We start from the raw sequence: 26,308 nt of genomic DNA, 5'->3' as shown, positions 1-26,308 counted from the left end.
GGCGGCGCCACAGACTTCAGGCGCAGGCCAGCCGCGCCTGAGCCGGCGGCCAGCGGGCTGGAACAGCCCGTAGGACGCACCGTGACCACCAGGAGCCCTCCCCGTGACCATGCCCCAGAACGACCAGCGCGACAAACCCCTCACCATCCTGATCGCGGCGGACACCTATCCGCCGGACGTCAACGGGGCCGCGCAGTTCGGCTACCGGCTGGCCAAGGGCATGACCGCCAGGGGCCACAACGTCCATGTCCTGGCCTGCCGGGCCAGCAAGGGCAAGAGCTTCAGCGAGTTCCGGGACGAGGCCACAGTGCACCGGCTCCGTTCCCACTCAGTGCCGACGCACGAGTATTTCCGGATCACCTTTCCCTGGGAGATCAAGAAGGAGATTGCCCTGCTGTTCGACCGCGTCCAGCCCGACGTCGTGCACATCCAAAGCCACTACATGATCGGCGAGCACGTCCTCTACGAGGCAGTGAAACGCGGCGTCCGCATCGTCGCGACCAACCACTTCATGCCGGAAAACCTGAACCCGTTCCTGCCCTTCCCGCAGTGGTTCAAGGACATCGTGGGCAAGGTGTCGTGGCGGGACATGGGCAAGGTGATGGGCCAGGCCGACGTCGTCACGACGCCGACGCCGCTCGCCGCGAAGGCCATGCACGACCACGCCTTCCTCCGTAAGGTGCTGCCCCTGTCGAACGGCATCGACGCTGCGGCGTACGAATTGAATCCCGGCGAGGAAGCGCCTGCCCACACCAGCCCCACGGTGCTGTTCGCCGGCCGCCTCGCCGAGGAAAAGCACATCGACGTGCTGATCGACGCGGTGTCCAAGACTCCGGAAGAACTGGACATCCACCTCGAAATCGTCGGTGGAGGCGAAGTGCGGCCCGCCCTCGAGACGCAGGTTGAGCGCCTTGGCCTGCCGGACCGGGTGAAGTTCCTGGGCCTGGCCAGCGACGAGGAACTGCGGCGCGCTTACCTCGGCGCCGACCTGTTCTGCATGCCCGGCACGGCCGAACTCCAGTCCCTGGTAACCCTGGAGGCCATGTCCGCCTCAACCCCGGTGGTTCTGGCGGATGCCATGGCCCTTCCGCACCTGGTGCGCGACGGCGAGAACGGCTTCCTGTTCACTCCCAATGACAGCGACGACCTCGCTGCCAAGATCGTCCGGGTGCTGTCGCTTCCGGCGGATGAGCGCGCGGCCATGGGCAAGGCGAGCCGCAGCATGGTGGAAAGCCACAGCATTGAGCGCACGCTGCAGACCTTCGAGGACATCTACCGCGGGGCCAGCTACGACGACCTGGTCGTCTAAGCCGGACCCGGCACCTTGCCCGTTGCCCGGATCCCGGGCGACTACTATTGCTAGAGTGATTTTGCCCGGAAAGGTCCGGCCCGCCCGGGCCGTTCCGGGCGCACGGGGCTATAGCTCAGCTGGTTAGAGCGCGGGACTCATAATCCTAAGGTCCTCGGTTCAAGTCCGAGTAGCCCTACCACCGTGCAGGCACTGATGCCTCACAGGCCCGGTCCTGCCAGAGCCGCAGCAGACGTTCCCCGTCCGCTGCGGCTCTTCGCGTATTAAGCCCTTGTTCCGTGTGCTCCGTCACTTGCCAGCCGGTCAGAGGCTGCGATATGTTACTCGTGAGTAACATCCCTGCGGCGCTGTAACAGCTGCGCCCTTTTGGTCGCCGCCGGCCACGAGTGAAGGAACGACATGTCCAAAGCTGCCATTGACGTCAACAACCTCCCGTACCCCGACGGGGACTTCTTCGCCTTCGAGCAGTTGCTCAGCGGCAAGGAGCGGGACCGGCTGGCGGAGGTACGCGAATTCCTCGCCCGCGAAGTCAAACCGATCGCCGTGGATTGCTGGAACCGTGCCGAGTTCCCGATGGACTTGATCCCGAAGCTGGCCGAAATCGATCTGGTCAGCCCGGTCAAACGTCAAGGCTATTCGAACCTGTTCGCCGGCATTCTGCACGCAGAGATGACCCGTGCCGACACCTCGATCGCCACCTTCCTTGGCGTCCACGACGGCCTCTTCACCGGGTCCATCGAGGCCCTGGCCTCGCAGGAGCAGCAGGAGGCGTGGCTGCCCGACATTTACGCACTGAAAAAGATCGGAGCCTTTGGCCTGACCGAGCCGCTGGGCGGCTCGGACGTCGCCGGCGGCACGCGCACCACGGCACGGCGCGAGGGTGACAGCTGGATCCTCAACGGCGCGAAGCGCTGGATCGGCAACGCCACCTTCTCCGACTGGGTAGTCATCTACGCCCGCGATCTCGCCGACAACCAGGTCAAGGGCTTCCTGGTGGACACCAAGACCGAGGGCTACAGCGCCAGCAAGATCGAAAACAAGATTTCGCTGCGTACCGTGCAGAACGCGGACATCACCCTCGAGAACGTCGTAGTGCCGGACTTCTTCAAGCTGGCCAACGCCAACAGCTTCCGGGACACCAACAAGGTCCTCAAAGTCACCCGCTTGTCCGTCGCCTGGCAGGCCGTCGGCCAGCAGCTGGCTGCTTTCGACGTCGCCCGCCGCTACGCCGTCGAGCGCAGCCAGTTCGGCCGCCCGATCGCCTCCTTCCAGTTGGTCCAGCACCAGCTCGTGCAAATGCTTGGCAACGCCGTCAGCTCGATGGGAATGATGGTCCGCCTGTCCCAGCTCGAAGACGAGGGCGTGGCCAAAGATGAGCAGTCCGCTTTGGCCAAGGCCTTCACCACCGCACGGATGCGCGAAAGCGTGGCCATCGGTCGCAGCTTGCTGGGCGGCAACGGCATCGTCACCGACTACGAGATGGCCAAGATCTTCTCCGACGCCGAAGCGATCTACTCCTACGAAGGCACCCAGGAGATCAACACCCTGGTCACGGGCCGGGCCATCACCGGGATCTCGGCCATCGTCTAGCGCCCCGGTCCGGCCCTCTGCCGGTCCGGCCCGTCGAGTGCATCCTCCCGCGGCCCATCACCCCGAGCCGCCCAGTCCCGAGCCGGGATTCACGGGCGGCAACAGGATGGAGGGCCGCAGGTCCATGATGAAGGCGAGCGGGTTGAGGTACTCCTCGCCTCGACGGACCCCCCAGTGCAGGCACGGGACTTCGCCGCAGTGGCCGGCCAGCACCCGCCCCAACACCGCGCCGCCGCTGACCGCATCCCCCGCCCTGAGGGTGCTGTCCACCGGCTCGAAGCTGCTCCGCAGACCGTTGCCGTGATCGACGGTGAGCACCGGGCGGTCCACCACGTAGCCCGCAAAGCTCACCCGGCCTGCCACCGGAGCGGTCACCGGGGCGCCGTCGTATGCGGTTCGCAGATCCACCCCGCGGTGCCCGCTCAGCCAGGGCCGCTCCGGCGGGTCGAAGCCGCGCAGGACGGCGGGCCTGGGGGAGAGCGGCCAGCTCCACGCCCCCAAGGCCGCACCCGCTGACGTTGGTCCCGCACCCGGAGGGGCACCAGCACGGGATACCGCACCCGAGCCCGCCGGCGCAGCCGACGGATTAATCAGCAACAGCAGCAGTACCGCCGGCAGGGCGAGAGTCTTCATATTGACAGCCTGCGGTCGTCCGCAGCTGCACCGAAAGGCCCGGTCGCAGCTATGTGGAAAGCCGCCGCCGGCACCCCGCGGCCGCCCGGAAACCGTCCCTCCGGGCAGGTCCGCTGTAGTACACTTGGTGGAGCAGTTTGCTGTGCCCTCATGCCCACTTCCGCTTCTTGCCCTCGGGCAGGTTTGCGGACCGGCAGCACATCTCATTCAGGAGTGCGGGAGCAGCGGCTGACTACGCGTATCCAGCCCTCCCTATCCGAAGCCCGGCTTCCGGGTGCGGAGGACTGCGCCTCTTACGGTCCGGCCCCAGGGCCCGGATGAGGGGTGCGGTGGATGCCAGGAGGAACACCCGCCTGGGTGTTGCTAATCAACCGTCAACTATTGGCAGGGTAAGAGAGCCCCAGGGCTTTCTCATGAATGACCTGCCGGAAGGAGCGTCGGCATGCCCGTCGTAACTATGCGCCAGCTGCTTGACAGCGGCGTCCACTTTGGACACCAGACCCGTCGTTGGAACCCGAAGATGAAGCGTTTCATCTTCACGGAGCGCAACGGCATCTACATCATTGACCTGCAGCAGTCGCTGTCCTACATCGACCGTGCCTACGAGTTCGTGAAGGCCACCGTTGCACACGGCGGCACCGTCCTCTTCGTCGGTACCAAGAAGCAGGCGCAGGAAGCCATCTCCGAGCAGGCCACCCGCGTCGGCCAGCCGTACGTCAACCAGCGTTGGCTCGGCGGCATGCTGACCAACTTCCAGACGGTTTCCAAGCGCATCCAGCGCATGAAGGAACTCGAAGAAATTGACTTCGACGACGTCGCGGGCTCCGCTTACACCAAGAAGGAACTGCTGCTCCTTCGCCGTGAGCTGACCAAGCTGGAGACCAACCTCGGTGGTATCCGCAACCTGACCAAGGCGCCTTCGCTCCTCTGGGTTGTCGACACCAAGAAGGAACACCTCGCCGTTGACGAGGCCAAGAAGCTGAACATCCCAGTTGTGGCCATCCTGGACACCAACTGCGATCCTGACGAAGTCGATTTCCCGATCCCGGGCAACGACGACGCCATCCGCTCCGTGAACCTGCTGACCCGCGTCGTTGCCGACGCCGTTGCTGAGGGCCTGATCGCCCGCAACCAGCGCGCCACCGGCACCACGGACGCTCCGGAAGAGCCGCTGGCCGAGTGGGAGCGCGAGCTCCTCGAAGGCAGCAAGGCCGAAGCCGCCGCCGCTCCGGCCGCCGCTGAAGCTGCTGCTCCGGAAGCTGCCGAGGCTCCCGCCGCTGAAGCTGCTCCGGCAGCCGAAGAGGCTCCCGCCGCTGAAGCTGCTCCGGCTGCCGACGAAGCCAAGTAGTCAGACACACCAAGCTGGATCTCCCTGAGCGCCGTTCGCGGCCCTTGGGGTACTGACAGGATGGCCGCTCACCTACCGTGGGCAGCCGTCCTGTCAGTTCGTACACCACATAAATTTTCTAGACAGAGGGGTTCACATGGCGAACTACACTGCCGCTGATATCAAGGCTCTGCGCGAGCGCACCGGCGCCGGCATGATGGATGTCAAGAAGGCTCTTGACGAAGCCAACGGTGACGCCGAGAAGGCCATCGAAATCATCCGCATCAAGGGCCTCAAGGGCGCTACCAAGCGCGAGGGCCGCTCCACCGCGGAAGGCCTGGTCGCTGCCAAGGTCGACGGCGGCGTCGGCGTGATGATCGAGGTCAACTGCGAGACCGACTTCGTCGCCAAGGCTGACAAGTTCATCCAGCTCGCCGACAAGGTGCTGGCTGTTGCTGTTGAGTCCGGCGCTGCCGACCTCGACGCCCTGCTGGCCACCGACGTTGACGGCAAGCCGCTCTCCGAGGTTGTCGTCGAAGAAGGCGCCATCCTGGGCGAGAAGGTCGTCGTCCGCCGCATCTCCCGGATCGAGGCCCCGACGGTCGACGCGTACCTGCACAAGACCTCCAAGGACCTCCCGGCCCAGGTCGGCGTGCTGTTCGCCGTTGACGGCGAAGGCGAAGCCGCTGCCACCGCCGCCCACGACGTCGCCGTGCACATCGCCGCGATGGCCCCGAACTACCTGACCCGCGAGGACGTCCCGTCCGACCTGGTCGAGTCCGAGCGCCGCATCGCCGAGGAAACCGCCAAGGCTGAGGGCAAGCCCGAGGCAGCGATGACCAAGATTGTGGAAGGCCGCGTTACCGGCTTCTACAAGGGCGAGGTCCTCGTTGACCAGGCATTCGCCAAGGATGCCAAGAAGTCCGTCGCGCAGGTCCTCGAAGAGGCCGGCGTCAAGGCAACCGCGTTCACGCGTTTCCGCGTCGGTTCCTAAGTAAGTTCCGCTGAGGGGTGGTCACTGCGGTGGCCACCCCTTTTGCATGCGCCCGCTTTGTGCGAGCAGCCGCGGGACACTGGCCAGGGCGCAGAATGCAGCCTTTCGTCCCCGGCACGATAACCTTTTTCAGAGCTCACCAACGGGAAGGCACCATGGATACCGTCAACAATTCAGCCCAGCCAACGAAGACTCGGCGCCGCGTACTCCTCAAGCTTTCCGGCGAGGTATTCGGCGGCGGCAAACTGGGCGTTGATCCGGACACCGTCCGCGGCGTCGCCAAGCAGATCGCGGCCGCCGTGCCCGACGTCGAGGTCGCTATCGTCGTGGGCGGCGGAAACTTCTTCCGCGGCGCGGAACTCTCGCAAAGCGGCATGGACCGCTCCCGCGCCGACTACATGGGCATGCTTGGCACCGTGATGAACTGCCTCGCCCTCCAGGACTTCCTGGAGCAGGCCGGCGTGGAAACCCGCGTCCAAAGCGCCATCACCATGGGCCAGGTGGCTGAGGCGTACATTCCCCGCCGCGCCATCCGGCACATGGAGAAGGGCCGCGTCGTCATCTTCGGCGCCGGCGCCGGGCTGCCTTACTTCTCCACCGACACGGTCGCAGCCCAGCGCGCCATGGAGGTACACGCCGACGTCGTCCTGATGGCCAAAAGCGGTGTCGACGGTGTCTACACCGCCGATCCGAAAAAAGACCCAAGCGCCGAGAAGCTGCACCGGCTCAGCTACGACGAGGCACTGCGCCGCGACATCCGGGTGATGGACCAGACCGCCATGACCATGTGCAAGGACAACAACCTGACCATGGTGGTGTTCGGCATGGAGGGCGAAGGAAACGTCACCCGGGCAATCCGCGGCGAGGAGCTCGGCACCGTAGTCACCCCTTAGCTGCGGCTAGGATGTTTTTAGGACAGTTCAGCTCCCCGGGCACTGGGGTGCGCACCAATTTCTGAGGAGAGAACGTGATCGAAGAAACCTTGCTTGAGGCCGGGGACAAGATGGACAAGGCGGTTGAAGTAGCCAAGGAAGACTTCGCCTCGATCCGCACCGGCCGGGCCACTCCCGGCCTGTACAACAAGGTCCTGGTGGACTACTACGGTTCGCCGACGCCGCTGCAGCAACTGGCCTCCTTCGCTGTCCCGGATGCCCGGACCATCCTCATCACCCCGTTCGACAAGACCGCGTTGCGGGACATTGAGCGGGCCCTCAGCGACTCCGAGGTGGGCGCCAACCCCTCCAATGACGGCAACGTCATCCGGATCACCATTCCGGAGCTGACCAAGGAACGCCGCAAGGAGTACGTCAAGATCGTCAAGTCCAAGGGCGAGGACGCCAAGGTGTCCATCCGCAACATCCGCCGCAAGGCCAAGGAAACCCTGGACAAGCTGGTCAAGGACGGCGAAGCAGGCGAAGACGAGGGCACCCGCGGCGAGAAGGAACTTGACGCGCTGACCAAGGCGCACGTCGAAGGCATCGACGAACTGCTCAAGCGCAAGGAAGCCGAGCTGCTCGAGGTCTGATGGCGGACCAACAGCAGGCACCCGGGCCGCGGGTCCGGGTGCGGGGGAAAGAGCGGAAGAACCCGACGCCGAAGGCAGGCCGGAACCTCCCCGCGGCCACGGCCGTCGGCCTCGCCATGCTCTTTGCCGTGCTGGGCGGCCTGCTGTTCATGCCCCTGGCGTTCGTGCTCATCGTCACCGTGTTCGCGATCTTCGGCGTCTGGGAGGTCTTCCGCGCGCTGGAGGCCTCCGGCACCCGGCTGCCGATCATCCCCGCGATGACCGGCACGGTGGCGATGCCGCTCGCAGCCTACTTCGGCGGCCCCGAAAGCCTCCTGTTCGCGCTGCTGCTCAGCAGCGTCGCCGTGCTCCTCTGGCGGTCCCTGGAAGGTGCCGCGGGGTCCGCGCGCAGCATTTACGCTGGTGTATTCACGCTGGCCTGGGTACCGTTCCTGATTAGCTTCGCCGTGCTTCCGCTGCACGCCTCCGGCGGGGTCACGCCGATCGGGCCCTGGCCAGGCGGCGTCGTGCCCGTCGGCGCCTGGCAGATCGGCACCCTGTTGCTGCTGGTGGTCTCCAACGACACCTTCGGCTACCTGGTGGGCGCCTCGCTGGGTAAGCACCCGATGGCGCCGAAGATCAGCCCCAAGAAATCGTGGGAGGGTTTCGGCGGATCGATTGCCGGTGCCGTGCTGGTGGGCGTCCTCGCCAGCATCTTCGTGCTGGGCCAACCCTGGTGGTTTGGTGCGGCGCTGGCCGTTGGCATGGTGGCCGCGGCCACGGCCGGCGACCTGGCCGAGTCGATGGTCAAACGCGAACTGGGTATCAAGGACATGGGCAATGGCCTCCCCGGGCACGGCGGTGTCATGGACCGCCTCGACTCCATCGTGTTCGCCTCTCCGGTGGCTTTCATGATTTTCTCTGCCGGCGCTGGCGGCTAGGCGGAGGTCGGGCGCTGCGCCCGGACCACGGTGCCTAGAATGGTGCCGAGCAAATAGCGCCTATACGTGGCGCCACGAACGCCGAACGGCATCGAAGGAAACATGGTTACATTGGACATTCATCGGCAGATCCCTGCCTCCTTTGACCGCGTGCAGCGGAACCAATACGGGTACAACGCGAAGCAGGTCGACCAGTTTCTGGAGCGGGCTAGGGTGTCATTCGAGACACCCCAGGCGTCGCCGCACGCCATCAGGAGCGCCGATGTCCGCGCTGTCTCCTTTGATCCGGTCAAGGGCGGCTACTCTGCCGCCGGGGTGGACGCAGCCTTGGACCGCCTTGAGGACGCCCTGGCGCGCCGGGAACGCGACGAACTGATCGGGGAGCGGGGCGAGGAAGCATGGCTCCGGGAAATCGGCCGGCTCGCCGGGCTGCTCCGCGGCAGGCTGCACCGCCCGGACGGCCAGCGCTTCCGCCGGCCCGCCAAAGCCAAGGTGCGCAGCTACAACACCGCCGACGTCGACGGCCTGTGCCACGAGCTCATCGGCTACCTCGATGAAGAGCAGCCGTTGAGTGTGGACAATATCCGTCGTGCCACCTTCCGCCCCGCCGTCGGCCGCGACGGTTACGAGGAAAGTCAGGTGGACGCTTTCCTGGACCGTGTCGTGGAACTCATGGCCGCCATCGACTGACACTCAGCGTTCCGTCACCAGCGGTCGTTCCGGCGTGTGCAGGCGCGTCATGAGCCGTGTGATGCTCCGGGGGACCCGGCCCTGGGTGGCGCGTGAGACCAGGACCATCACCGTAAAGGCGGCCGGCACCGTCCACGCGGCCGGCTGCGCCAGCCACGGCGGTGTCCCGGCGGAGCCGAGCACGGCACCGGCAAGCATGGCGCCGCCGCACAGCACCGCTCCGGTCAGCATCCCGGCGATCGCACCGACGTCGGTCAGCCCGCGCCACCAAATGCCCAGCAGCAGCACCGGGCAGATGGTTGAGGCGGTGAAGGCAAAGACCAGTCCCACGCTGCCGGCCAACGCCGTTGAGTCCGTCATTGTGGCAATCCCCAGCGGGACCACCGCGGAGATCAGTGCGGCGAACCGGAACCCGCGCACGCTGCCGCCCAGGACGTCCTGGCTGATGACGCCGGCCAGTGACACCACCAGCCCCGACGTGGTGGACAGGAACGCGGCGAAGGCGCCCGCCACCACCAGCGCGGACAACAGGTCCCCGGCCGCTCCGCCCACCATCCGCCCGGGCAGCAGCAGCACCAGGGCATCGGCCTGGCCGGTCCGTGCCAGGCCGGGGGCGAACATCCGCCCGATCAGGCCGTACGCGGTCGGGAACAGGTAGAACACGGACAGCAGGCCCAGCACGATCAGCGTGGTCCGGCGCGCCGACTGGCCGTCCGGATTGGTGTAAAAGCGCACCAGCACGTGCGGCAACCCCAGCGTCCCGAACAACAGCGCCACCAGCAGGGAAATGTTCTGGTATGGCCCGGCCGGTGCCAGCGCCGTCGGGTTCACGGACGCCTCTGCGGCGGCGGGGGAGCCGTTGCCGGCCACCACCAGCAGGATGAACAGCACCGGAACGGCCAGCGCCGTCAGTTTCAGCCAGTACTGGAAAGCCTGAACGAAGGTGATGGACCGCATGCCGCCCGCCACCACGGTGAAGCAGACGACGGCGACCACCGCCACCTGCCCCACCCAGGCCGGCAGCCCGGTGGTGATGCGGATAGCCAGCGCCGCGCCGTGCAGTTGCGGGACGATGTAGAGCCAGCCGACCACCACCACCACCAGGCTGGTGACCTTGCGGACCGCCCGGGAGTCCAGCCGCGCCTCGGTGAAGTCGGGAATGGTGTAGGCGCCGGAGCGCCGCAGCGGGGCGGCGACGAAAAGCAGGAGCATCAGGTATCCGGCCGTGTAGCCCACCGGGAACCACAGGGCGTCCGTGCCGGAGAGCAGGATCAGCCCGGCGACGCCGAGGAAGCTGGCCGCGGACAGGTATTCGCCGCCGATCGCCGACGCGTTCCACCACGGCCGGACCGTGCGCGAGGCGACATAAAAGTCACCCGTGGTGCGCGAGATCCGCAGGCCGTAGAAACCGATCACGGCGGTGGCCAGTGAGACGGCCGTGAACGCAGCGATGCCCACCACCGGGTTCATCAGCGCTTCACCTGTCCCCGGCCAGGTCGCGGTACCGGGACTCGTTGCGCGCCGCGGTCCGCACGTACAGCCAGGCGCTGAGGCCGATCACCGGATAAATCCCGGCGCCCAGCAGGACCCAGTCGAAGGGCAGCCCGGCAATTCTTAGCTCGGCCAGGCCCGGCACCAGCCCGAGCAGCAGCGCGAAGGCGAGCAGGATCAGCAGGAACCCGGCAGCGACCACGAGGGCAAGCCGCAGCTGGGACCGGATCAGCGAGCGGATGAACACCTGCCCGGCGTCGGATTCCTCGGCCGCCTCCCGCGTATCAGCGGACACACGCCCGGCGGCGGCGCCGCCTGCCCTGACAGTCCGCGGCGCCGTGACACGGACCCGGGTCATGCCTGCGGCCGGATCCGGGTCGTCTCGAGCTTCTCCCGCACGGAGGGCAGGTGCCGGCGGCTGATCGGCAGTTCGGCACCGGCGACGGTCACGCTGGGGCGCGCCGCGGCGAGCTTCATATGGCCGACGTGGTTCAGGGCGATCAAATAGGACCGGTGGATGCGCAGGAACCCGGCGTCGGCCCACTGCTGCTCCAGGTCCGCGAGCGGCACCCGGATCAGGTAGCTGGCGTCAGCGGTGTGCAGCCTGGCGTAGTCACCCTGCGCCTGGACGTAGGTGACGTCTTCGCGCCGGATCATCTTCGTGGTGCCGCCAAGGTCCACGGTGATCATCTCCGGCGCGGGTCCGCCGCCGTTGCGGATCAGCTCGCTGATCCGGCCGATGGACCTGGCCAGCCGCTCGGCGCGGACCGGTTTGAGCAGGTAGTCCACAGCGGCCAGCTCGAACGCTTCCAGCGCGCAGTCCTCGTCGGCGGTGACGAAGACGACGGCGGGGGGTTTGCTGCTGCGGGCAATGACCCGGGCAATGTCCAGCCCGGACAGGGCCGGCATGTGGATGTCCAGGAAGACGGCGTCGACGTCGCCGGTCTCCAGGGTGCGCAGCGCCTCGGCACCGGAGGAGGCGCGGTGGATGGTTCCAATGCGGTCGTCGCGGCCCAGCAGGAAGGCCAGTTCCTCCACTGCGGGCAGCTCGTCGTCGGCGACGAGGACGTTAATCATGGTCTTAGGGTACCGCCGCGGGGGATCGGCCGGTTCAGGGTACGTCCCTGGGCTCAGGCGTCGTGCCGGGGCTGGGACTTGGGGACCCGCATGGTGATCAGGGTGCCCTCGCCGGGGGCGGTCTCAATGACCAGGCCGTTGTCCTCGCCGTAGACCTGCCGCAGCCGGGCATCAACGTTGCGCAGTCCGACGTGGTCGCCGTCGCTGTGCCCGGCGAGCAGCCCCCGGAGATTGTCCGGATCCATGCCCACGCCGTCGTCCTCGATCGTCACCTCGGCAAACGCGCCGGAGTCGTTGGCCGTGATGGTGATGTGGCCCGGACCCTCCTTGGCCTCAAGCCCGTGCCGGACCGCGTTCTCCACCAGCGGCTGCAGGCTCAGGAACGGGATGACGGTACTGAGAACCTCGGGCGCGATCCGCAGGCTGACCTGGACCCGTTCGCCGAAGCGGGCCCGTTCCAGGAGCAGGTAGCGGTCGATGCACCGCAGCTCCTCTGCCAGCGTCGTGAAGTCCCCGTGCCGGCGGAACGAATACCGGGTGAAGTCCGCAAACTCCACCACCAGCTCCCGGGCCCGCACTGGGTCGGTGTTGATGAAGGAAGCGATGGCGTTCAACGAGTTGTAAATGAAATGCGGGCTGATCTGCGCCCGGAGCGCCCGTACTTCGGCCTCCATCAGCAGGGTCCGGGAAGCGTCCAGTTCGGCCAACTCGACCTGCGTCGCCACCCAGTCGGCCACCTCGCTGGTGGCACGGACCAGTCCGGCGCCGGCGGCGGGGGCGAAGGCTGCCACGACGCCCACCACCCGGGTGCTGGCCTTGATGGGGGCGATCACCACGGCGCGTTCCCCGCCGGGTCCCAGCGGCGCGGCGCTTTGGCTGCCGGCGAGCAGTTGCAGTTCACCGGCCGGGATCACCGCCGTGTGCCCGCCCGCCAGCACCTCCGCGGCGAGGCCCATCAGGGCCGGCTTAAGCTCCTCCGCGGCACCGTCCCACGCCAGGACGCCCGTGGTGTCGGTAATGGCCAGGGCATCACAGCCCAGCAGGCCCCGCAGCTGCCGGCTCGCCTTGGCGGCGCCGGCCGGATTCAGCCCGGTGCGCAGATACTGCCCTGCCCGGGAAGCTGCATGCAGGGTCTTATACGTCGCGCGTTCTGCATCGGTGCCCAGCTCGCGGAAAGAACGCAGGACCTTGAGCCCGACGGCCACGACGACGGCGATGGCCAGGGCGATCACGGCGATCGCGGCGGCGGTGAACAGGGGAGAGTCCGGCATGCTGCCAGCGTAACGCGCCGCCGGGATGCCGTTTGGCGCAGCATCGCAACCGTTGAGCGACGGAAACGGCGGGGGTGCTGGAATGTGGTCCGCGCCGCGATGCACAGTGATCTCAGTCACATGTTGCCGGAGGACTGTTTCCGGGAGCCCGGGTACCCGGCGGTGGCTCGCCAGTCTCAATGAGGAGGAACGATGGGTCACGACGCCCAACATACGGACGCAGCGGCGGCCGTGGACTTCAAGGAAGTCCAGTCGACGGAGCAGTTCCAGCAACTTCGCAAACGTCACCGCAGCTTTGTCTTTCCGATGGCCATCGCATTCCTGCTGTGGTACTTCGCCTATGTCCTGCTGGCCGACTATGCGGTGGGCTTCATGTCCACCAAAGTCTGGGGCAACATCAACATCGGGTTGATCCTGGGCCTGCTGCAGTTCGTCTCCACGTTCGCGATCACCAGCTGGTACGTCAGCTACTCGAACCGGAAACTGGACCCGATCGCCGCCGAGATCCGCCATGGGATCGAAGGCCACGAGTTCGACAAGCACGGCAACCAGATCACCGGGGTGGAGAAATGACGCTAATGGTTCCTGCGGTCAATGTTGCCGCCCTCAAAGACACGACACTGCTGAACATCGGGATTTTTGCCCTCTTTGTCGCGGTCACCATGGTGATCGTGTTCCGGGCAAGCCGGAACAACAAGACAGCAGCCGATTACTACGCCGCCGGCCGCTCCTTCACCGGCTCCCAGAACGGCACCGCCATCGCCGGTGACTACCTCTCGGCCGCGTCCTTCCTGGGCATCACCGGAGCCATCGCCGTCAACGGCTACGACGGCTTCATGTACTCCATCGGCTTCCTTGTCGCGTGGCTCGTCGCGCTGCTGCTGGTGGCCGAGCTGCTCCGCAACACTGGCAAGTTCACCATGGCCGACGTGCTCTCGTTCCGGCTCAAGCAGCGCCCCGTGCGCATCGCGGCAGCCATCTCCACCCTCGCGGTCTGCTTCTTCTACCTCCTCGCCCAGATGGCCGGCGCCGGTAGCCTGATCTCGCTGCTGCTGGGCATCAGTGACTGGGGCGGCCAGGCGCTGGTGATCGTCGTCGTCGGCGCCCTGATGATCATGTACGTGCTGATCGGCGGCATGAAGGGCACCACCTGGGTCCAGATCATCAAGGCCATGCTGCTCATCGCCGGCGCGGCCGTGATGACCTTCTGGGTCCTCGCGATCTACGGCTTCAACCTCTCCGACCTGCTCGGTGGCGCGGTCGAAACGGCCAAGAACCCGGCCGTCCTCAACCCCGGCCTGCAGTACGGCAAGTCGGACACCTCCAAGCTGGACTTCATGTCCCTCGGCCTGGCGCTGGTGCTTGGCACCGCCGCCCTGCCGCACGTGCTGATGCGCTTCTACACGGTGCCGACCGCCAAGGAAGCCCGCAAGTCCGTGGTGTGGGCCATCTGGCTGATCGGCCTCTTCTACCTGTTCACCCTGGTTCTGGGCTACGGTGCTGCAGCGCTCGTTGGCGCGGACACCATCAAGGGCGCCCCGGGCGGGGTCAACTCCGCGGCACCGCTGCTGGCCTTCCACCTGGGCGGTCCGCTGCTGCTCGGCTTCATCTCGGCGGTGGCCTTCGCCACCATCCTCGCCGTTGTCGCCGGCCTCACCATTACCGCGGCGGCGTCCTTTGCCCACGACATCTACGCCAACGTCATCGCCAAGGGCAAGGCAGACCCGGACACCGAGGTCCGGGTGGCCCGCAGGACCGTCGTGGTCATCGGCATCCTGGCCATCGTCGGCGGCATCTTCGCCAACGGCCAGAACATCGCCTTCCTGGTGGCCCTGGCCTTCGCTGTAGCAGCGTCGGCGAACCTCCCGACCATCATCTACTCGCTGTTCTGGCGGAAATTCACCACCCAGGGCGCCATCTGGAGCATGTACGGCGGCCTCGGGTCGGCCATCATCCTGATCGCCCTCTCACCGGTGGTTTCCGGCACCAAGACGTCGATGATCGCCGGAGCCAACTTCGCGATCTTCCCGCTGAGCAACCCCGGTATCGTCTCCATCCCGCTCGCGTTCTTCCTGGGCTGGCTGGGCACGGTGCTGGATAAGAAGCTCGAAGACACCACCAAGCAGGCCGAGATGGAGGTCCGCTCCCTGACCGGGGTGGGCGCCGAGAAGGCCACCAACCACTAGACGGAACCGCTTCCGGGCGGCCGCAGCACAGCAGAAGCCCCCGTGCAGTGCACGGGGGCTTCTGCCGTTTCCGCCGCGTACACCACTGATTCGCGGGTGATGCGCGCGGAGTTAAAGACGGGCGTCCCGGGGCCCTGGCGGCACGGGAGCGCCTTCCCCGCGGCCCCCGGCATCCGCTGTCACAGTTGGGGGCCGTGGCGCCTTCTCCTGCAGCGTGACGCCGATGCCTGCCGCAACCACCAGGGCGATGCCGATGCCGGCACTGATCCCCGGAGCTTGCGCCAGGACGGCGAAGCCGATCAGTGCCGCAACCGCAGGCTCCAGGCTCATCAGGGTGCCGAAGGTCGAGGCCTTGAGGCGGCGCAGTGCGAGCAGTTCCAGGCTGAAGGGGATCACTGGCATCAGCAGCGCCAGACCGGCGCCGGTGAGCAGAAGCGGCCAGTCGAGACGGCCGAATACCGCCGGTCCCACTACGAGGGTCGTCACGATGGCGGCAACCGGCATCGACACGGCCAACGCCTGCAGGCCGTTCACCTCGTTGCCGGCCCGCTGGGTCAGGAGGATGTAGGCCGCCCAGCACGCTCCGGCGCCCAGGGCCAGGACCAGGCCGAGTGGATCGGTGCCGCCGTGCCAGGGTTCCGTCAGAGCCGCCACGCCGCCGGCGGCGACCAGCGCCCACCACCGTCCGGCCCGCCGGCCCCGGATGACAGCCACCGACAGCGGACCCAGAAACTCGAGCGCACTCGCTGTCCCCAGGGGTATCCGGACGGCGGCGCCCATGAACAGCAGCGTCATCCCTGCGGTAACCGTGCCGAGGAGGGCACAGGTCAGCAGGGCTGAGCCGCTGACCCTGATCCGCCAGGGACGGCCGAGCACCACCAGGATCACTGCGGCCCATGCCAGCCGCAACCATGACACCCCTTCCGGGCCGAGTCGCTCAGAGAGTCCGACCGAGGCGGCAAGTCCCAGTTGCACACAACAGATGGCGGCACCGGCCATCGCCGTTCCGCTGCCGGGACCGCCGGAACGGCCTTGCGAGAAAGCTTTCATGCATCCCAGTAGACCCGACATCAACGTTCACGTCCACGCGACAATCCTTCACAAACCGTCCAGAAAGCACGGACAATGATGGAATGGAAACCCGCCGCCTTGAAGTCCTGCTCGAACTGGCCCGCCACGGCTCGATGCGCCACGTCGCCGACCTCCTCGGTACGACGACGTCCACGGTGTCGCAGCAGCTCGCAGCCCTCGCCCGGGAAACCGGTACCGTGCTGCTGGAGCCCGACGGGCGGGGAGTGCGGCTGACGCCCGCGGGCCTTCGGCTGGCAGGCCACGCTGAAGCCATCCTCGCCGCCGTAAGGGCTGCGGCCTCAGAGCTGGACGCTGATGCCGAACCAGTGGGAACCGTGCGCGTGGCCGGATTCGTCACCGCTGTGCGAACGGTCCTGATGCCGATCATGGCTGACCTTGCCCTCAGCCACCCCCGGGTCAAAGTCGAAGTGCGCGAACATGAGCCCGATGAAGCGTTCGCGCTGCTCGCCGCCGGCTCGGTCGATTTGGCCCTCACCTACGATTACAGCCTCGCCCCTGACGACCGGGGTGCCGCGTTCGACTCGGTCCGCCTGTGGAGCACCCCGTGGGGCCTCGGCGTCCCCGACCGTGGTGCGCCGGCGCCGGACCTGACCGCGCCCGAAGTCTTCGCGGCCTATCGCGAGCATGACTGGATCGGCAACTCACGAAACCGTGCCGATGAGGACGTCCTTCGGCTGATCTCGTCGATGGCGGACTTTGAACCAAGGATCAGGCACCAGGCGGACAGCCTTGAACTCGTTGAAGACCTTATTCTTGCCGGGATGGGGATCGGGCTCCTGCCGGCGGACAGCCGGCCGCGCGAAGGCGTCGTACTCATTCCCCTCACCCGGCCGGCTGTCCGGCTTCGCGCCTACGCGCGGACGCACCGCGGTAACCGCAACTGGCCACCCCTCGCGGCTGTCCTGCGGCACATAGAGCGAAGGCGCCCGGCAGCGGCGGAGGGGAAGGCCCGTACCAGCTAACCTGCGCACCCGCGCTGCACATCCACCCGGGATGCCTCAGGCCTGCGCCGGTCCCCGTTCCAGCAGCGGCTGGATCCGGAACGGAATCAGCTCGCCCATCGCCAGCGCGGTGTCGGTGCGGGTCACCCCGTCGCAGGACAGGATTTTGCCGTTGATCCGGAACAGGTCTTCGGCGTCCAGGGCGACTACACGGAGCAGCAGGTCGGCGGATCCGGTGAGGCCGTAGCCTTCCAGGATCTCCGGAACGCCGGCGAGATCCACCGCCAGCTGGCCCAGTTTCTGCTGTTGTACGTGCACGGAGATGAAGGCCATCAGGGGATAGCCGAGCGCGGCCGGGTTGATTCGTCGCTCGAAGGAGAGAAAGACGTGTTTCTTCTCCAGCTGCGCCATCCGGGCCTGGACGGTGTTCCGCGACAGTCCCAGCTTCTGTGCCAGCGCCACGACGGTGCCGCGGGGGTTCCCGTGCCATGGCCGAGAGCAGCCGGGTGTCAGTGCCATCCAAAGGTTGCATAATGCGCAAGATTAGCACGGTCAGGCGGGCGCCAGCAGGGCAAAATGCTCAAGATCGGCGAGGGTAGTTGTACCCAATAGCAGTTGTGAGTAGGGTCACAATTATCCGGGGCAACGGCGCCCGGGTGGCCACCGTGCGTAGGGATCACAAGTCCCGCGGGCAGCGGTCAGACGACGTCAGAAGGTTGCGGACAAACTGTGTTTACCGACGACGCGGGCAAGGGCGGCATGGCCGCCGGGGGCCCCGGAAACAGTGCAGAATCAAACAGGCGCTCGGGCGGCGATCTCGTCCAGCTCATCACCCCGGGGGGTGAGCGCATAAGCCATCCGGAGTTCGACCCGTGGGTCCAGGACATTAGCGACGAACAGCTCGCGTCCCTTTACGAGGACATGGTGGCGATCCGCCGGATCGACGCCGAGGCCACAGCCCTCCAGCGCCAGGGTGAACTTGCCCTCTGGCCGCCGCTGCTGGGCCAGGAAGCGTCCCAGATCGGCTCGGCCCGCGTCCTCCGGGAGGACGACTTCGTCTTCCCCAGCTACCGTGACAACGGCGTCGCCTACTGCCGGGGCGTCAAGCCGGCCGACATCGTGAAGGCCTGGCGCGGCAATGCCCTGGCCGGCTGGGACCCCTACACGGTCAACGTGGCGACGCAGCAGATCATCATCGGCGCCCAGTCGCTGCACGCCACCGGGTACGCCATGGGCATCCAGAACGACGGCGCCGACTCGGTCGCCGTGGCTTACTTCGGTGACGGCGCTACGAGCGAGGGCGACGTCAACGAAGCGATGGTCTTCGCGGCGAGCTTCCAGGCTCCGGTGGTGTTCATCTGCCAGAACAACCACTGGGCCATCTCCGAGCCGGTGATGCTGCAGTCACACATCCAGATCGCCGACCGCGCCTCAGGCTTCGGTATTCCCAGCATGCGCGTGGACGGCAACGACGTGCTGGCCGTGATGGCCGCGACCCGGATCGCCGTCGACCGGGCACGCCGCGGCGGCGGCCCGACCTTCATCGAGGCCGTCACCTACCGGATGGGACCGCACACGACGGCGGACGACCCCACCCGCTACCGGGACGCCAATGAGCTCGAGGACTGGGCCGCCAAGGACCCGATCGCCCGGCTCAAGACCCTGCTCGACCGCAAGGGGCTGCTCACCGACGAACTCGAAACCGCCGTCGCGGCGAAGGCCGACGCCGTGGCGAAAGAATTGCGCTCCGGCACCATCCACATGCCCGAGCCGCAACCGCTGGACATCTTCCAGCACGTCTACAGCACGCCCAACTCCTGGCTGGACCGCCAGCAGGACCACTACGCCCGTTACCTGGCTTCGTTCGGCGATCCCGCAGAAGCCGTATCCGAAGAAGGTGCACGCTGATGACGCAGATGACCTTTGCCCGAGCCATTAACTCGGGCCTGCGCAAGTCCCTCGAAAACGATCCCAAGGTGATCCTCATGGGTGAGGACATCGGCACCCTCGGCGGCGTCTTCCGCGTCACCGACGGCCTGCAGAAAGACTTCGGGAAACACCGTGTTGTGGACACCCCGCTGGCCGAATCCGGCATCCTGGGCACCGCCGTCGGCCTCGCCTACCGCGGCTACCGGCCGGTGGTGGAGATCCAGTTCGACGGCTTCATCTACCCGGCCTTCGACCAGATCGTCAGCCAGGTCGCCAAGATGCACTACCGCACCCAGGGCGCCGTGAAGATGCCCATCACCATCCGCGTGCCGTTCGGCGGCGGGATCGGGTCGCCGGAACACCACTCCGAGTCGCCGGAAGCGTACTTCACCCACACCTCAGGCCTGCGGGTGGTCAGCGTCTCCAATCCGCAGGACGCGCACACCATGATCCAGCAGGCCATCGCCTCGGACGACCCGGTGCTTTATTTCGAACCGAAGCGCCGCTACCACGACAAGGGTGAGGTGGACGAGTCCCTGGAGCTCACGACTGCGCTTTCCATGGAAAAGGCGCGCGTGGTCACTGATGGCACCGACGTCACGCTCGTCGCTTACGGCCCGCTCGTGAAGACCGCGCGCGACGCTGCCCTGGCGGCCGCCGATGAAGGTACCTCCGTGGAGGTGATCGACCTGCGCTCGCTGGCCCCCGTCGACTTCGCCACCCTCGAGGCCTCGGTCCGGAAGACCGGACGCCTGGTTATCACGCATGAGGCCAGCCAGTCCGGCGGCCTCGGCGCGGAAGTGGCCGCCAGCATTACCGAGCGCTGCTTCTACCACTTGGAGGCGGCGCCGGTCCGGGTGACTGGGTTCGATGTCCCGTACCCGTACTCAAAGCTAGAAATGCACCACCTGCCGGGCCTGGACAGGATCCTCGACGGCGTCGACCGGGCCCTGGGCCGTCCCAACTCCCTGAGCGGGCTGGAAGGATGACCGCCACCATGATCAAGGAATTCCGGCTTCCGGACCTCGGCGAAGGCCTGACAGAATCTGAAATCGTCGCCTGGAAGGTCGGCGTCGGAGACACGGTAACGCTTAACCAGATCATCGCCGAGGTGGAGACCGCCAAGGCCGTCGTTGAACTTCCCTCACCGTTCGCGGGCGTGGTGACGGCGCTGCACGAGCAGCCCGGCACGGTGGTGGAGGTGGGCAAGCCGATCGTTTCCTTCGAGATTGAGAGCGACGGCGGCGCCGAATCCGGTGACGGCGGCGAAGCTCCTGCCAAGCGGGAACCGAACCTCGTTGGCTACGGTGCGGTACTGGAAAGCTCCGGCCGTCCCGCCCGCCGCGCGCGCAGCTTCGCCGCACCTGCTGCGGTTCCGGCCGCCGCGACTGGGGTTCCGGTTCAGGCTCCGGCTGCCCCGGCTCCTGCAGCGCCCGCGCCCGCGGCAGCGCCAGCGCCAACTGCAGCGCCCGCCGTCGAACAGGACACCGCTGCGGCCGCCGCGCCAGCCGACGGTGGCCGCCCGGCGGAGCGTCCCCGCTCCACGCCGCCGGTGCGCAAGCTCGCCAAGGACCTCGGCGTCGACCTGTCCGCCATTCCCGGCACGGGGGAGCGGGGCCTGATCACCCGCGAGGATGTCCGCAACTTTGTCGGCGGCGGCGACCTTCCGGTTGCGTCCCGGGAACTCGCTGGCCAAACCGCCGGCCCCGCGCCCGTGCAGGGCGAACGGGAAACCCGGACTCCGATCAAGGGCGTGCGGAAGTTCACTGCCGCCGCGATGGTTTCCAGCGCCTTCACCGCGCCGCATGTCACGGAGTTCCTGACACTGGACGTCACCCCGACCATGGAGCTGCTGGGCCGGTTGAAGGCCAGCCGGGCCTTCGCCGGCTACAAGCTCACGCCGCTGACGCTAGTGTCCAAGGCGGTGCTGATCGCGCTGCGCAACCACCCGACGCTCAACGCCCGGTGGGACGAGGCAAACCAGGAGATCGTGCAGTTCAACTACGTCAACCTCGGCATCGCAGCCGCGACGCCGAGGGGACTGACCGTTCCCAATATCAAGGACGCCGACCGGATGTCCCTGCTGGAGCTGTCCACGGCCCTGACCGAACTGACCGAAACCGCCCGGGCCGGCAAGACCGCCCCGGCGGACCTCTCCGGGGGGACCATCTCGATCACGAATATCGGCGTCTTCGGCATCGATGCCGGCACCCCCATCCTGAACCCGGGGGAGGCGGCCATCCTGGCGCTTGGCGCAGTGCGAAAGATGCCGTGGGAGTACCAGGACCAAGTGGCGCTGCGGCAGGTAATGACCCTTAGCCTCTCCTTCGACCACCGGCTGGTCGACGGCGAACAGGGCTCGCGTTTCCTGCAGGACCTCGGCACCATCTTGGCCGATCCGGGCATGGCGCTGGCCATGGTCTGACCCGATCCGCTCCGGGGCCGGGCACCATCTTCGGAAGGTGCCCGGCCCTTTTGCCGTCGCCGCCGCTGCCGCCTGGCTGGTGAGCGGCCGGCCATCTGCTGCCGTCCGGGGGCACTTTGTTGGGCTTCCCGACGTCGGCGGCGCTGGTTTGCGGCGTGTCCGTGTCAAAGTTCCCCCGGACGGCCGTCACCCCCGGGGGTGAAGTCAGCCAACGGCGGCAGGCCTCAGCCGCGGAGGACAGGGGCAGCCGGTGCAGTCAGGGCGGCCAGGGCCATGCTTTCCAGCAGCGGCCGGGCACGCTTCAGGGCCATGCGGCGGCCGTGGTTGCGGACCGAGTGTGGGGTGGAGTTGATCAGGCCGAAGGTGGCGTGTGCGCGCATCCGCAGCTCGGCCGGATCGGTATCCGGATGCAGCCCCGCCAGGACCTCCACCCACAGTTCCACGTAGCGGCGTTGCAGGGTCCGGACCTCGGCTTCGTCGTCGTCCTCGAGGTTGCTGAAGTCCTGGTCCTGGACACGGATGACATCCGGATTGCTCAGGGCGAAGTCGACGTGGAATTCCACCAGGCCGGCCAGCGCCGCAGCGGCGCCGTCGCAGCTGTCCACCACGCTCCGGCCACCGTCGAGCAGGTCCTGGCTGACGCTGAGCAGCAACGCTCCGAGGACCGCCTGCTTGCCGGAGAAGTGGCGGTAGACGGCGGGCCCGCTGACTCCGGCGGCAGCTCCCAGGTCCTCCAGGGACACCCGGTTGAAGCCGTCGGCAGCGAAAAGGGCGGCGGCAGCGGTGAGCAAGGCTTTCCGCCGGTTTTCCTTGGCCTGGCTGCGCTGGGTTGTCTGGCTGGAATCGGTCACCGGCGCACCCTTCTCTAACACCGCGCTGCTGGTTTGGACTAGCGCGTGGTGGACATCACAGTTAATAGAGACTAACCTAAATCTCAGTTATGCGGTACTAACCGAAATGGCCGGATGCCGCCCTCGGGCGGGACCGGCCGCAGGGCCGAGGACGGAAGCAGTCAATGGAGACAATCGCCAGCCAGGTGGACGCCAACAGCGCCGCCTTCGCCGCGAACCGGGAGGCGCAGCTGGGGCTGGCCCGCGAATTGAAGGAACGCCTGGCCGCTGCCGCACTGGGCGGACCGGAAAAATCCCGCGAGCGGCACGTGGCCCGCGGCAAGCTGCTGCCCCGCGAGCGCATCGACAGACTGCTCGACGACGGCAGCCCTTTCCTGGAGATCGCTCCGCTGGCCGCCGAGGGAATGTACGACGGCGACTCGCCCGGCGCCGGGGTCATCGCCGGCATCGGCCTGGTCCACGGCCGGCAGGTCCTCGTCATCTCCAATGACGCCACCGTCAAGGGCGGCACCTACTACCCGATGACGGTCAAAAAACACCTGCGGGCGCAGGAGATCGCGTTGGAGAACCGGCTGCCCTGCATCTACCTGGTGGACTCCGGCGGCGCGTTCCTGCCCCGGCAGGACGAGGTCTTCCCCGACAAGGAGCACTTCGGCCGGATCTTCTTCAACCAGGCCCGGATGTCCGCGGCGAAGATCCCGCAGATCGCCTCCGTCATGGGCTCCTGCACCGCCGGCGGCGCCTACGTGCCGGCCATGAGCGACGAGACCGTGATCGTCCGCAACCAGGGAACGATCTTCCTGGGCGGTCCGCCGCTGGTGAAAGCCGCCATCGGCGAGATCGTCACTGCCGAGGAACTCGGCGGCGGGGACGTGCACTCCAAGATCTCCGGCGTTACCGACCACCTGGCCGAAAACGACGAGCACGCCCTGCAGATCGTCCGGGACATCGTCTCCACCCTGCCGAAGCCGGCAGCCCCCGTCTGGGACGTGGACACCGCCGTCGAACCGCTGGCAGACGAAAGTGAGCTGTACGGCGCGGTCCCCACCGACGTTAACGCCCAGTACGACGTCCGCGAGGTCATTGCCCGGCTGGTGGACGGCAGCCGCTTCCACGAATTCAAAAAGAACTACGGCACCACCCTGGTCACCGGCTTCGCGAAGCTGCACGGCCACCCGGTGGGGATCGTGGCCAACAACGGCGTGCTGTTCAGCGAATCGTCGCTCAAGGGCGCGCACTTCATTGAACTGTGCGACGAGCGCGGCATCCCGCTGATCTTCCTGCAGAACCTCTCCGGCTTCATGGTCGGCAAGGACTACGAGCAGGGCGGCATCGCCAAGAACGGCGCCAAGATGGTCACCGCCGTCGCCACCGCGCGCGTGCCCAAGCTGACCGTGGTGATCGGTGGGTCCTTCGGCGCCGGAAACTACTCCATGTGCGGCCGCGCCTATTCGCCGCGCTTCCTCTGGATGTGGCCCGCCAGCCGGATTTCGGTGATGGGCGGGAACCAGGCCTCCAGCGTCCTCGCCACGGTCAAACGGGACCAGTACGAGGCGCGCGGCGAGGAATGGTCGGCGGAAGACGAGGAAGCCTTCAAAGCCCCGATCAAGCAGCAGTACGAGGACCAGGGCAGCCCTTATTACTCCACCGCGCGCCTTTGGGACGACGGCATCATCGACCCCGCGGACACCCGCACCGTCCTGGGACTGGCGCTCGACGTCGTCTCCCGCACCCCCTTGCCGGAGACCTCCTTCGGCCTCTTCCGGATGTGAGCCAGCCATGACCGCTACTTCCACTCCCGCTGCCTCCACAACCGCGAAGCCGCTCTTCGGCACCGTGCTCGTTGCCAACCGCGGCGAGATCGCCTGCCGCGTGATCCGCACCCTGCGGACCCTCGGCATCCGCTCGGTGGCCGTCTACTCCGATGCCGACGCCGGGGCCCGCCACGTGCGTGAGGCGGACGTCGCCGTCCGGATCGGCCCCGCCGCGGCTACCGAGAGCTACCTCAAGATCGAAGCCATCATCCAGGCCTGCCGCGAGAACGGCGCCGAGGCGGTGCATCCGGGCTACGGCTTCCTGAGCGAGAACGCCGACTTCGCCCGCGCCCTGGAGGCCGCCGGAATCACCTTCATCGGCCCCGGCGTCGAATCCCTGAACGTCATGGGCGACAAAATCCGCTCCAAGAACCATGTCACCGGCTACGGTGTACCGGTCGTGCCGGGCATCGCCGAACCCGGCATGAGCGACGCGCAGCTGATCGACGCCGCGGCCGGCGTAGGCTTTCCGCTGCTGATCAAACCTTCGGCCGGCGGCGGCGGCAAGGGCATGCATATTGTCGAACGCGCCGAGGACCTGGCGGCCACGCTCGCCACCGCCCGCCGCGTCGCCGCGAGCGCCTTCGGTGACGACACCTTGTTCCTGGAACGCCTCGTCACCACCCCGCGGCACATCGAGGTGCAGGTGCTGGCGGACAACCACGGCAACGTCATCCACCTCGGCGAGCGGGAATGCTCGCTGCAGCGCCGGCACCAGAAAGTCATCGAGGAGGCCCCGTCCCCGCTGCTGGAATCGTTGCCCGACGGCGCCGCCATCCGAGCCCGCCTCGGCGAGGCTGCCTGCAACGCCGCGCGCAGCGTCAACTACTCCGGCGCCGGCACCGTGGAGTTCCTGGTCTCCGACAATGCCCCGGACGAGTTCTTTTTCATGGAGATGAACACCCGGCTGCAGGTCGAGCACCCGGTCACCGAGATGGTCACCGGCATCGACCTGGTCGAGTGGCAGGTCCGCATCGCCGCCGGCGAGGAACTGACACTGACCCAGGACGACGTCGTCCTCACCGGACACTCGGTGGAGGCGCGCGTCTACGCCGAGGTTCCGGAGAAGAACTTCCTGCCGTCCGGGGGAGAGGTGCTGCTGCTCGACGAACGGGGCACGATTTTCACCGCGCTGGATGACCTGGATTCCTTCCCCCCGGCAACCGCAGACCCGGACATCCGGATCGATTCCTCGTTGATGACGGGCCTGGAGATCTCCAGCGACTACGACCCGATGATCGCCAAGGTCATCGCCCGCGGCAAGGACCGCGCGGCCGCGCTGGAGAAGCTGGATCAGGCCCTGGCCCGGTACACCGTTCTGGGGGTGGACACCAACGTCGAATACCTGCGGATGCTGATCAACGACGCCGACGTCCGCGCCGGCCGGCTCGACACCGGCCTGATCGAACGCAAGATGCCGGGCTTCACCTTCCGCCGTATCGGCGACAACGAACTCATCGCCGCAGCCATGCCCTTCTGGGTGCTCGCTGAGGCCCCGGCAACGGTTGGGTCCCCGTGGGACAGCGCCCGGGGCTGGCGCCTCGGTGCCCCGGCGTCGTGGACCATGAGCTTCGGCACCCCGGGCGCCGGGCTCTCCGCCGTCGCGGTGACGTTCGTCGAGAACATCGATCTCGGCCATGCTCGGATACGGGTCGACGGCGGGGCCGAGCGCGACGTGAGGGTCATTGGGATGGCCAGCGATGAGATTTTCCTGGAGATCGACGGCGCGGAACACCGCTTCGCCCGCACGCCGTTCGGGCCGGATTATCCGCGGGAGGACCTGCCGGAGTTTGTCTACCTCGGCAACGAGGGCTGGTCCTGCCGTCTCGAGCCGCTGACCCGCGAAGCGCGCCTCGCACGGGTGCTGGCCGCCGTCGAACGCGAGGAAGGGGCGGCCGACCCGGCGGTGCGCTCGCCGATGCCCGGCACCGTGGTGTCCGTCTCGGTCAGCAACGGTGACACCGTCACCGCCGGCCAGGTCCTGCTTTCGGTGGAGGCGATGAAGATGGAGCACCAGCTGGTGGCACCGCTGGCCGGCACGGTCCACATCAGCGCCGGCACCGGAGACCTGGTCAAGGCAGACCAGGTCCTCGCCACCATCCACCCCGACTCAGCGCCGTCCGCCGACAACGCAGCAGAAGACACGATCGAAGAATCCGTGATCGCCATGGGCGCGGCGGACTAGCCAGCCGCAACCACCCGCAGTACTGAAGACCTGCCAGCCACCCCAGACACAGGAGTCA

General features: G+C 67.2%; 23 protein-coding genes, 1 tRNA gene and 1 pseudogene. 17 read left to right on the top strand and 8 right to left on the bottom strand.

What is annotated here, in order from left to right; all coding sequences use genetic code 11:
- Positions 1 to 109 precede the first annotated feature (109 nt).
- The 3 genes from QFZ61_RS15180 to QFZ61_RS15170 all read left to right on the top strand — a co-directional run bounded on the left by QFZ61_RS15180 (position 110) and on the right by QFZ61_RS15170 (position 2,899).
- Entirely contained in the window at positions 110 to 1,309 is a 1,200-nt protein-coding gene (locus QFZ61_RS15180) for a glycosyltransferase (protein ID WP_307038242.1), read from the top strand.
- 104 nt (positions 1,310 to 1,413) lie between these two features.
- Positions 1,414 to 1,490: transfer RNA gene (locus tag QFZ61_RS15175), tRNA-Ile, on the top strand.
- Positions 1,491 to 1,708: 218 nt separating this feature from the next.
- Positions 1,709 to 2,899, top strand: coding sequence for an acyl-CoA dehydrogenase family protein (locus QFZ61_RS15170; RefSeq protein WP_307037403.1), 1,191 nt, complete (start codon positions 1,709 to 1,711; stop codon positions 2,897 to 2,899).
- Between the two features lie 57 nt (positions 2,900 to 2,956).
- Here the strand turns inward: QFZ61_RS15170 and QFZ61_RS15165 are convergent, their stop codons facing one another.
- Positions 2,957 to 3,532, bottom strand: a complete 576-nt coding sequence (locus tag QFZ61_RS15165; RefSeq protein ID WP_307037401.1) for a murein hydrolase activator EnvC — start codon at positions 3,530 to 3,532, stop codon at positions 2,957 to 2,959.
- 442 nt (positions 3,533 to 3,974) lie between these two features.
- Here QFZ61_RS15165 and rpsB point away from each other — a divergent pair, with 442 nt between their 5' ends.
- The 6 genes from rpsB to QFZ61_RS15135 all read left to right on the top strand — a co-directional run bounded on the left by rpsB (position 3,975) and on the right by QFZ61_RS15135 (position 8,988).
- Positions 3,975 to 4,880, top strand: a complete 906-nt coding sequence (gene rpsB, locus QFZ61_RS15160) for a 30S ribosomal protein S2 (protein WP_307037400.1) — start codon at positions 3,975 to 3,977, stop codon at positions 4,878 to 4,880.
- Positions 4,881 to 5,016: 136 nt separating this feature from the next.
- Positions 5,017 to 5,853, top strand: coding sequence for a translation elongation factor Ts (gene tsf / locus QFZ61_RS15155; protein ID WP_307037398.1), 837 nt, complete (start codon positions 5,017 to 5,019; stop codon positions 5,851 to 5,853).
- Positions 5,854 to 6,008: 155 nt separating this feature from the next.
- Positions 6,009 to 6,746, top strand: a complete 738-nt coding sequence (gene pyrH / locus QFZ61_RS15150) for a UMP kinase (RefSeq protein WP_307037395.1) — start codon at positions 6,009 to 6,011, stop codon at positions 6,744 to 6,746.
- A 74-nt stretch (positions 6,747 to 6,820) separates the two neighbouring features.
- A complete protein-coding gene (gene frr / locus QFZ61_RS15145; protein WP_307037393.1) occupies positions 6,821 to 7,378 on the top strand; it encodes a ribosome recycling factor in 558 nt (185 codons plus the stop codon).
- Positions 7,378 to 8,298, top strand: a complete 921-nt coding sequence (locus tag QFZ61_RS15140; RefSeq protein WP_307037391.1) for a phosphatidate cytidylyltransferase — start codon at positions 7,378 to 7,380, stop codon at positions 8,296 to 8,298. Before frr ends, QFZ61_RS15140 begins: the two co-directional genes overlap by 1 nt.
- A gap of 102 nt (positions 8,299 to 8,400) precedes the next feature.
- Positions 8,401 to 8,988 (top strand): DivIVA domain-containing protein, encoded by a 588-nt coding sequence (locus QFZ61_RS15135; protein ID WP_307037389.1) that lies wholly within the window; start codon positions 8,401 to 8,403, stop codon positions 8,986 to 8,988.
- Between the two features lie 3 nt (positions 8,989 to 8,991).
- On the opposite strand, the gene QFZ61_RS15130 is transcribed toward QFZ61_RS15135, so the two are convergent.
- Genes QFZ61_RS15130 through QFZ61_RS15115 form a run of 4 tightly spaced genes read right to left on the bottom strand, consistent with a single transcriptional unit; the run spans position 8,992 to position 12,827 of the window.
- On the bottom strand, positions 8,992 to 10,458 hold the full coding sequence (locus tag QFZ61_RS15130) for a cation acetate symporter (protein ID WP_307037387.1): 1,467 nt from the start codon (positions 10,456 to 10,458) through the stop codon (positions 8,992 to 8,994).
- A gap of 7 nt (positions 10,459 to 10,465) precedes the next feature.
- On the bottom strand, positions 10,466 to 10,837 hold the full coding sequence (locus QFZ61_RS15125; protein ID WP_307037384.1) for a hypothetical protein: 372 nt from the start codon (positions 10,835 to 10,837) through the stop codon (positions 10,466 to 10,468).
- Positions 10,834 to 11,556 carry a LytTR family DNA-binding domain-containing protein gene (locus QFZ61_RS15120; protein WP_307037382.1) on the bottom strand — a complete coding sequence of 241 codons (723 nt, stop codon included), beginning with the start codon at positions 11,554 to 11,556 and terminating at the stop codon, positions 10,834 to 10,836. The genes QFZ61_RS15125 and QFZ61_RS15120 overlap by 4 nt, the downstream gene beginning before the upstream one ends.
- A 53-nt stretch (positions 11,557 to 11,609) precedes the next feature.
- Positions 11,610 to 12,827 carry a sensor histidine kinase gene (locus QFZ61_RS15115; RefSeq protein WP_307037380.1) on the bottom strand — a complete coding sequence of 406 codons (1,218 nt, stop codon included), beginning with the start codon at positions 12,825 to 12,827 and terminating at the stop codon, positions 11,610 to 11,612.
- A 192-nt stretch (positions 12,828 to 13,019) separates the two neighbouring features.
- Between QFZ61_RS15115 and QFZ61_RS15110 the strand changes: the two genes are divergently transcribed.
- Positions 13,020 to 13,400 carry a DUF485 domain-containing protein gene (locus QFZ61_RS15110; RefSeq protein WP_307037378.1) on the top strand — a complete coding sequence of 127 codons (381 nt, stop codon included), beginning with the start codon at positions 13,020 to 13,022 and terminating at the stop codon, positions 13,398 to 13,400.
- On the top strand, positions 13,397 to 15,013 hold the full coding sequence (locus QFZ61_RS15105) for a cation acetate symporter (protein ID WP_307037376.1): 1,617 nt from the start codon (positions 13,397 to 13,399) through the stop codon (positions 15,011 to 15,013). The genes QFZ61_RS15110 and QFZ61_RS15105 overlap by 4 nt, the downstream gene beginning before the upstream one ends.
- A gap of 111 nt (positions 15,014 to 15,124) precedes the next feature.
- On the opposite strand, the gene QFZ61_RS15100 is transcribed toward QFZ61_RS15105, so the two are convergent.
- Positions 15,125 to 16,063 carry a DMT family transporter gene (locus QFZ61_RS15100; protein ID WP_307037375.1) on the bottom strand — a complete coding sequence of 313 codons (939 nt, stop codon included), beginning with the start codon at positions 16,061 to 16,063 and terminating at the stop codon, positions 15,125 to 15,127.
- An 83-nt stretch (positions 16,064 to 16,146) separates the two neighbouring features.
- Here QFZ61_RS15100 and QFZ61_RS15095 point away from each other — a divergent pair, with 83 nt between their 5' ends.
- On the top strand, positions 16,147 to 17,067 hold the full coding sequence (locus tag QFZ61_RS15095) for a LysR family transcriptional regulator (RefSeq protein ID WP_307037373.1): 921 nt from the start codon (positions 16,147 to 16,149) through the stop codon (positions 17,065 to 17,067).
- A gap of 36 nt (positions 17,068 to 17,103) precedes the next feature.
- Here QFZ61_RS15095 and QFZ61_RS15090 read toward each other — a convergent pair.
- Positions 17,104 to 17,578, bottom strand: a pseudogene (locus tag QFZ61_RS15090) (Lrp/AsnC family transcriptional regulator).
- Between the two features lie 197 nt (positions 17,579 to 17,775).
- On the opposite strand from QFZ61_RS15090, the gene pdhA reads away from it, so the two are divergent.
- From pdhA to QFZ61_RS15075, 3 genes are read left to right on the top strand one after another with little or no spacing between them, the layout of a single operon-like run.
- Positions 17,776 to 18,954 carry a pyruvate dehydrogenase (acetyl-transferring) E1 component subunit alpha gene (pdhA, locus tag QFZ61_RS15085; RefSeq protein WP_307037371.1) on the top strand — a complete coding sequence of 393 codons (1,179 nt, stop codon included), beginning with the start codon at positions 17,776 to 17,778 and terminating at the stop codon, positions 18,952 to 18,954.
- The gene (locus tag QFZ61_RS15080; RefSeq protein ID WP_307037370.1) at positions 18,954 to 19,964 is read left to right on the top strand and encodes an alpha-ketoacid dehydrogenase subunit beta; all 1,011 of its coding nucleotides are present in this window, start codon (positions 18,954 to 18,956) and stop codon (positions 19,962 to 19,964) included. The genes pdhA and QFZ61_RS15080 overlap by 1 nt, the downstream gene beginning before the upstream one ends.
- Positions 19,961 to 21,400: a dihydrolipoamide acetyltransferase family protein gene (locus tag QFZ61_RS15075; RefSeq protein ID WP_307037369.1), complete on the top strand. Its 1,440-nt coding sequence runs from the start codon at positions 19,961 to 19,963 to the stop codon at positions 21,398 to 21,400. The genes QFZ61_RS15080 and QFZ61_RS15075 overlap by 4 nt, the downstream gene beginning before the upstream one ends.
- Before the next feature lie 224 nt (positions 21,401 to 21,624).
- On the opposite strand, the gene QFZ61_RS15070 is transcribed toward QFZ61_RS15075, so the two are convergent.
- Complete coding sequence (locus QFZ61_RS15070) at positions 21,625 to 22,251, bottom strand: TetR/AcrR family transcriptional regulator (RefSeq protein ID WP_307037367.1); 627 nt, start codon at positions 22,249 to 22,251, stop codon at positions 21,625 to 21,627.
- A 164-nt stretch (positions 22,252 to 22,415) separates the two neighbouring features.
- On the opposite strand from QFZ61_RS15070, the gene QFZ61_RS15065 reads away from it, so the two are divergent.
- Positions 22,416 to 24,023, top strand: coding sequence for a carboxyl transferase domain-containing protein (locus tag QFZ61_RS15065; RefSeq protein ID WP_307037365.1), 1,608 nt, complete (start codon positions 22,416 to 22,418; stop codon positions 24,021 to 24,023).
- A gap of 7 nt (positions 24,024 to 24,030) precedes the next feature.
- A complete protein-coding gene (locus QFZ61_RS15060) occupies positions 24,031 to 26,250 on the top strand; it encodes a biotin carboxylase N-terminal domain-containing protein (protein WP_307037364.1) in 2,220 nt (739 codons plus the stop codon).
- The last annotated feature ends 58 nt before the right edge of the window (positions 26,251 to 26,308 follow it).

Source organism: Arthrobacter sp. B3I4, assembly GCF_030816855.1.
Classification (GTDB): Bacteria; Actinomycetota; Actinomycetes; order Actinomycetales; family Micrococcaceae; genus Arthrobacter.
Note: the sequence above shows the minus strand (reverse complement) of the source record. Positions and strands in the feature narration are given on the sequence as shown.

Coding starts and splice junctions, on each gene's coding strand:
- QFZ61_RS15180 (WP_307038242.1), top strand. CDS start 110: ATGCCCCAGAACGACCAGCGCGACAAACCCCTCACCATCCTGATCGCG.
- QFZ61_RS15170 (WP_307037403.1), top strand. CDS start 1,709: ATGTCCAAAGCTGCCATTGACGTCAACAACCTCCCGTACCCCGACGGG.
- QFZ61_RS15165 (WP_307037401.1), bottom strand. CDS start 3,532: ATGAAGACTCTCGCCCTGCCGGCGGTACTGCTGCTGTTGCTGATTAAT.
- rpsB (WP_307037400.1), top strand. CDS start 3,975: ATGCCCGTCGTAACTATGCGCCAGCTGCTTGACAGCGGCGTCCACTTT.
- tsf (WP_307037398.1), top strand. CDS start 5,017: ATGGCGAACTACACTGCCGCTGATATCAAGGCTCTGCGCGAGCGCACC.
- pyrH (WP_307037395.1), top strand. CDS start 6,009: ATGGATACCGTCAACAATTCAGCCCAGCCAACGAAGACTCGGCGCCGC.
- QFZ61_RS15140 (WP_307037391.1), top strand. CDS start 7,378: ATGGCGGACCAACAGCAGGCACCCGGGCCGCGGGTCCGGGTGCGGGGG.
- QFZ61_RS15135 (WP_307037389.1), top strand. CDS start 8,401: ATGGTTACATTGGACATTCATCGGCAGATCCCTGCCTCCTTTGACCGC.
- QFZ61_RS15130 (WP_307037387.1), bottom strand. CDS start 10,458: ATGAACCCGGTGGTGGGCATCGCTGCGTTCACGGCCGTCTCACTGGCC.
- QFZ61_RS15125 (WP_307037384.1), bottom strand. CDS start 10,837: ATGACCCGGGTCCGTGTCACGGCGCCGCGGACTGTCAGGGCAGGCGGC.
- QFZ61_RS15120 (WP_307037382.1), bottom strand. CDS start 11,556: ATGATTAACGTCCTCGTCGCCGACGACGAGCTGCCCGCAGTGGAGGAA.
- QFZ61_RS15115 (WP_307037380.1), bottom strand. CDS start 12,827: ATGCCGGACTCTCCCCTGTTCACCGCCGCCGCGATCGCCGTGATCGCC.
- QFZ61_RS15110 (WP_307037378.1), top strand. CDS start 13,020: ATGGGTCACGACGCCCAACATACGGACGCAGCGGCGGCCGTGGACTTC.
- QFZ61_RS15105 (WP_307037376.1), top strand. CDS start 13,397: ATGACGCTAATGGTTCCTGCGGTCAATGTTGCCGCCCTCAAAGACACG.
- QFZ61_RS15100 (WP_307037375.1), bottom strand. CDS start 16,063: ATGAAAGCTTTCTCGCAAGGCCGTTCCGGCGGTCCCGGCAGCGGAACG.
- QFZ61_RS15095 (WP_307037373.1), top strand. CDS start 16,147: ATGGAAACCCGCCGCCTTGAAGTCCTGCTCGAACTGGCCCGCCACGGC.
- QFZ61_RS15080 (WP_307037370.1), top strand. CDS start 18,954: ATGACGCAGATGACCTTTGCCCGAGCCATTAACTCGGGCCTGCGCAAG.
- QFZ61_RS15075 (WP_307037369.1), top strand. CDS start 19,961: ATGACCGCCACCATGATCAAGGAATTCCGGCTTCCGGACCTCGGCGAA.
- QFZ61_RS15065 (WP_307037365.1), top strand. CDS start 22,416: ATGGAGACAATCGCCAGCCAGGTGGACGCCAACAGCGCCGCCTTCGCC.
- QFZ61_RS15060 (WP_307037364.1), top strand. CDS start 24,031: ATGACCGCTACTTCCACTCCCGCTGCCTCCACAACCGCGAAGCCGCTC.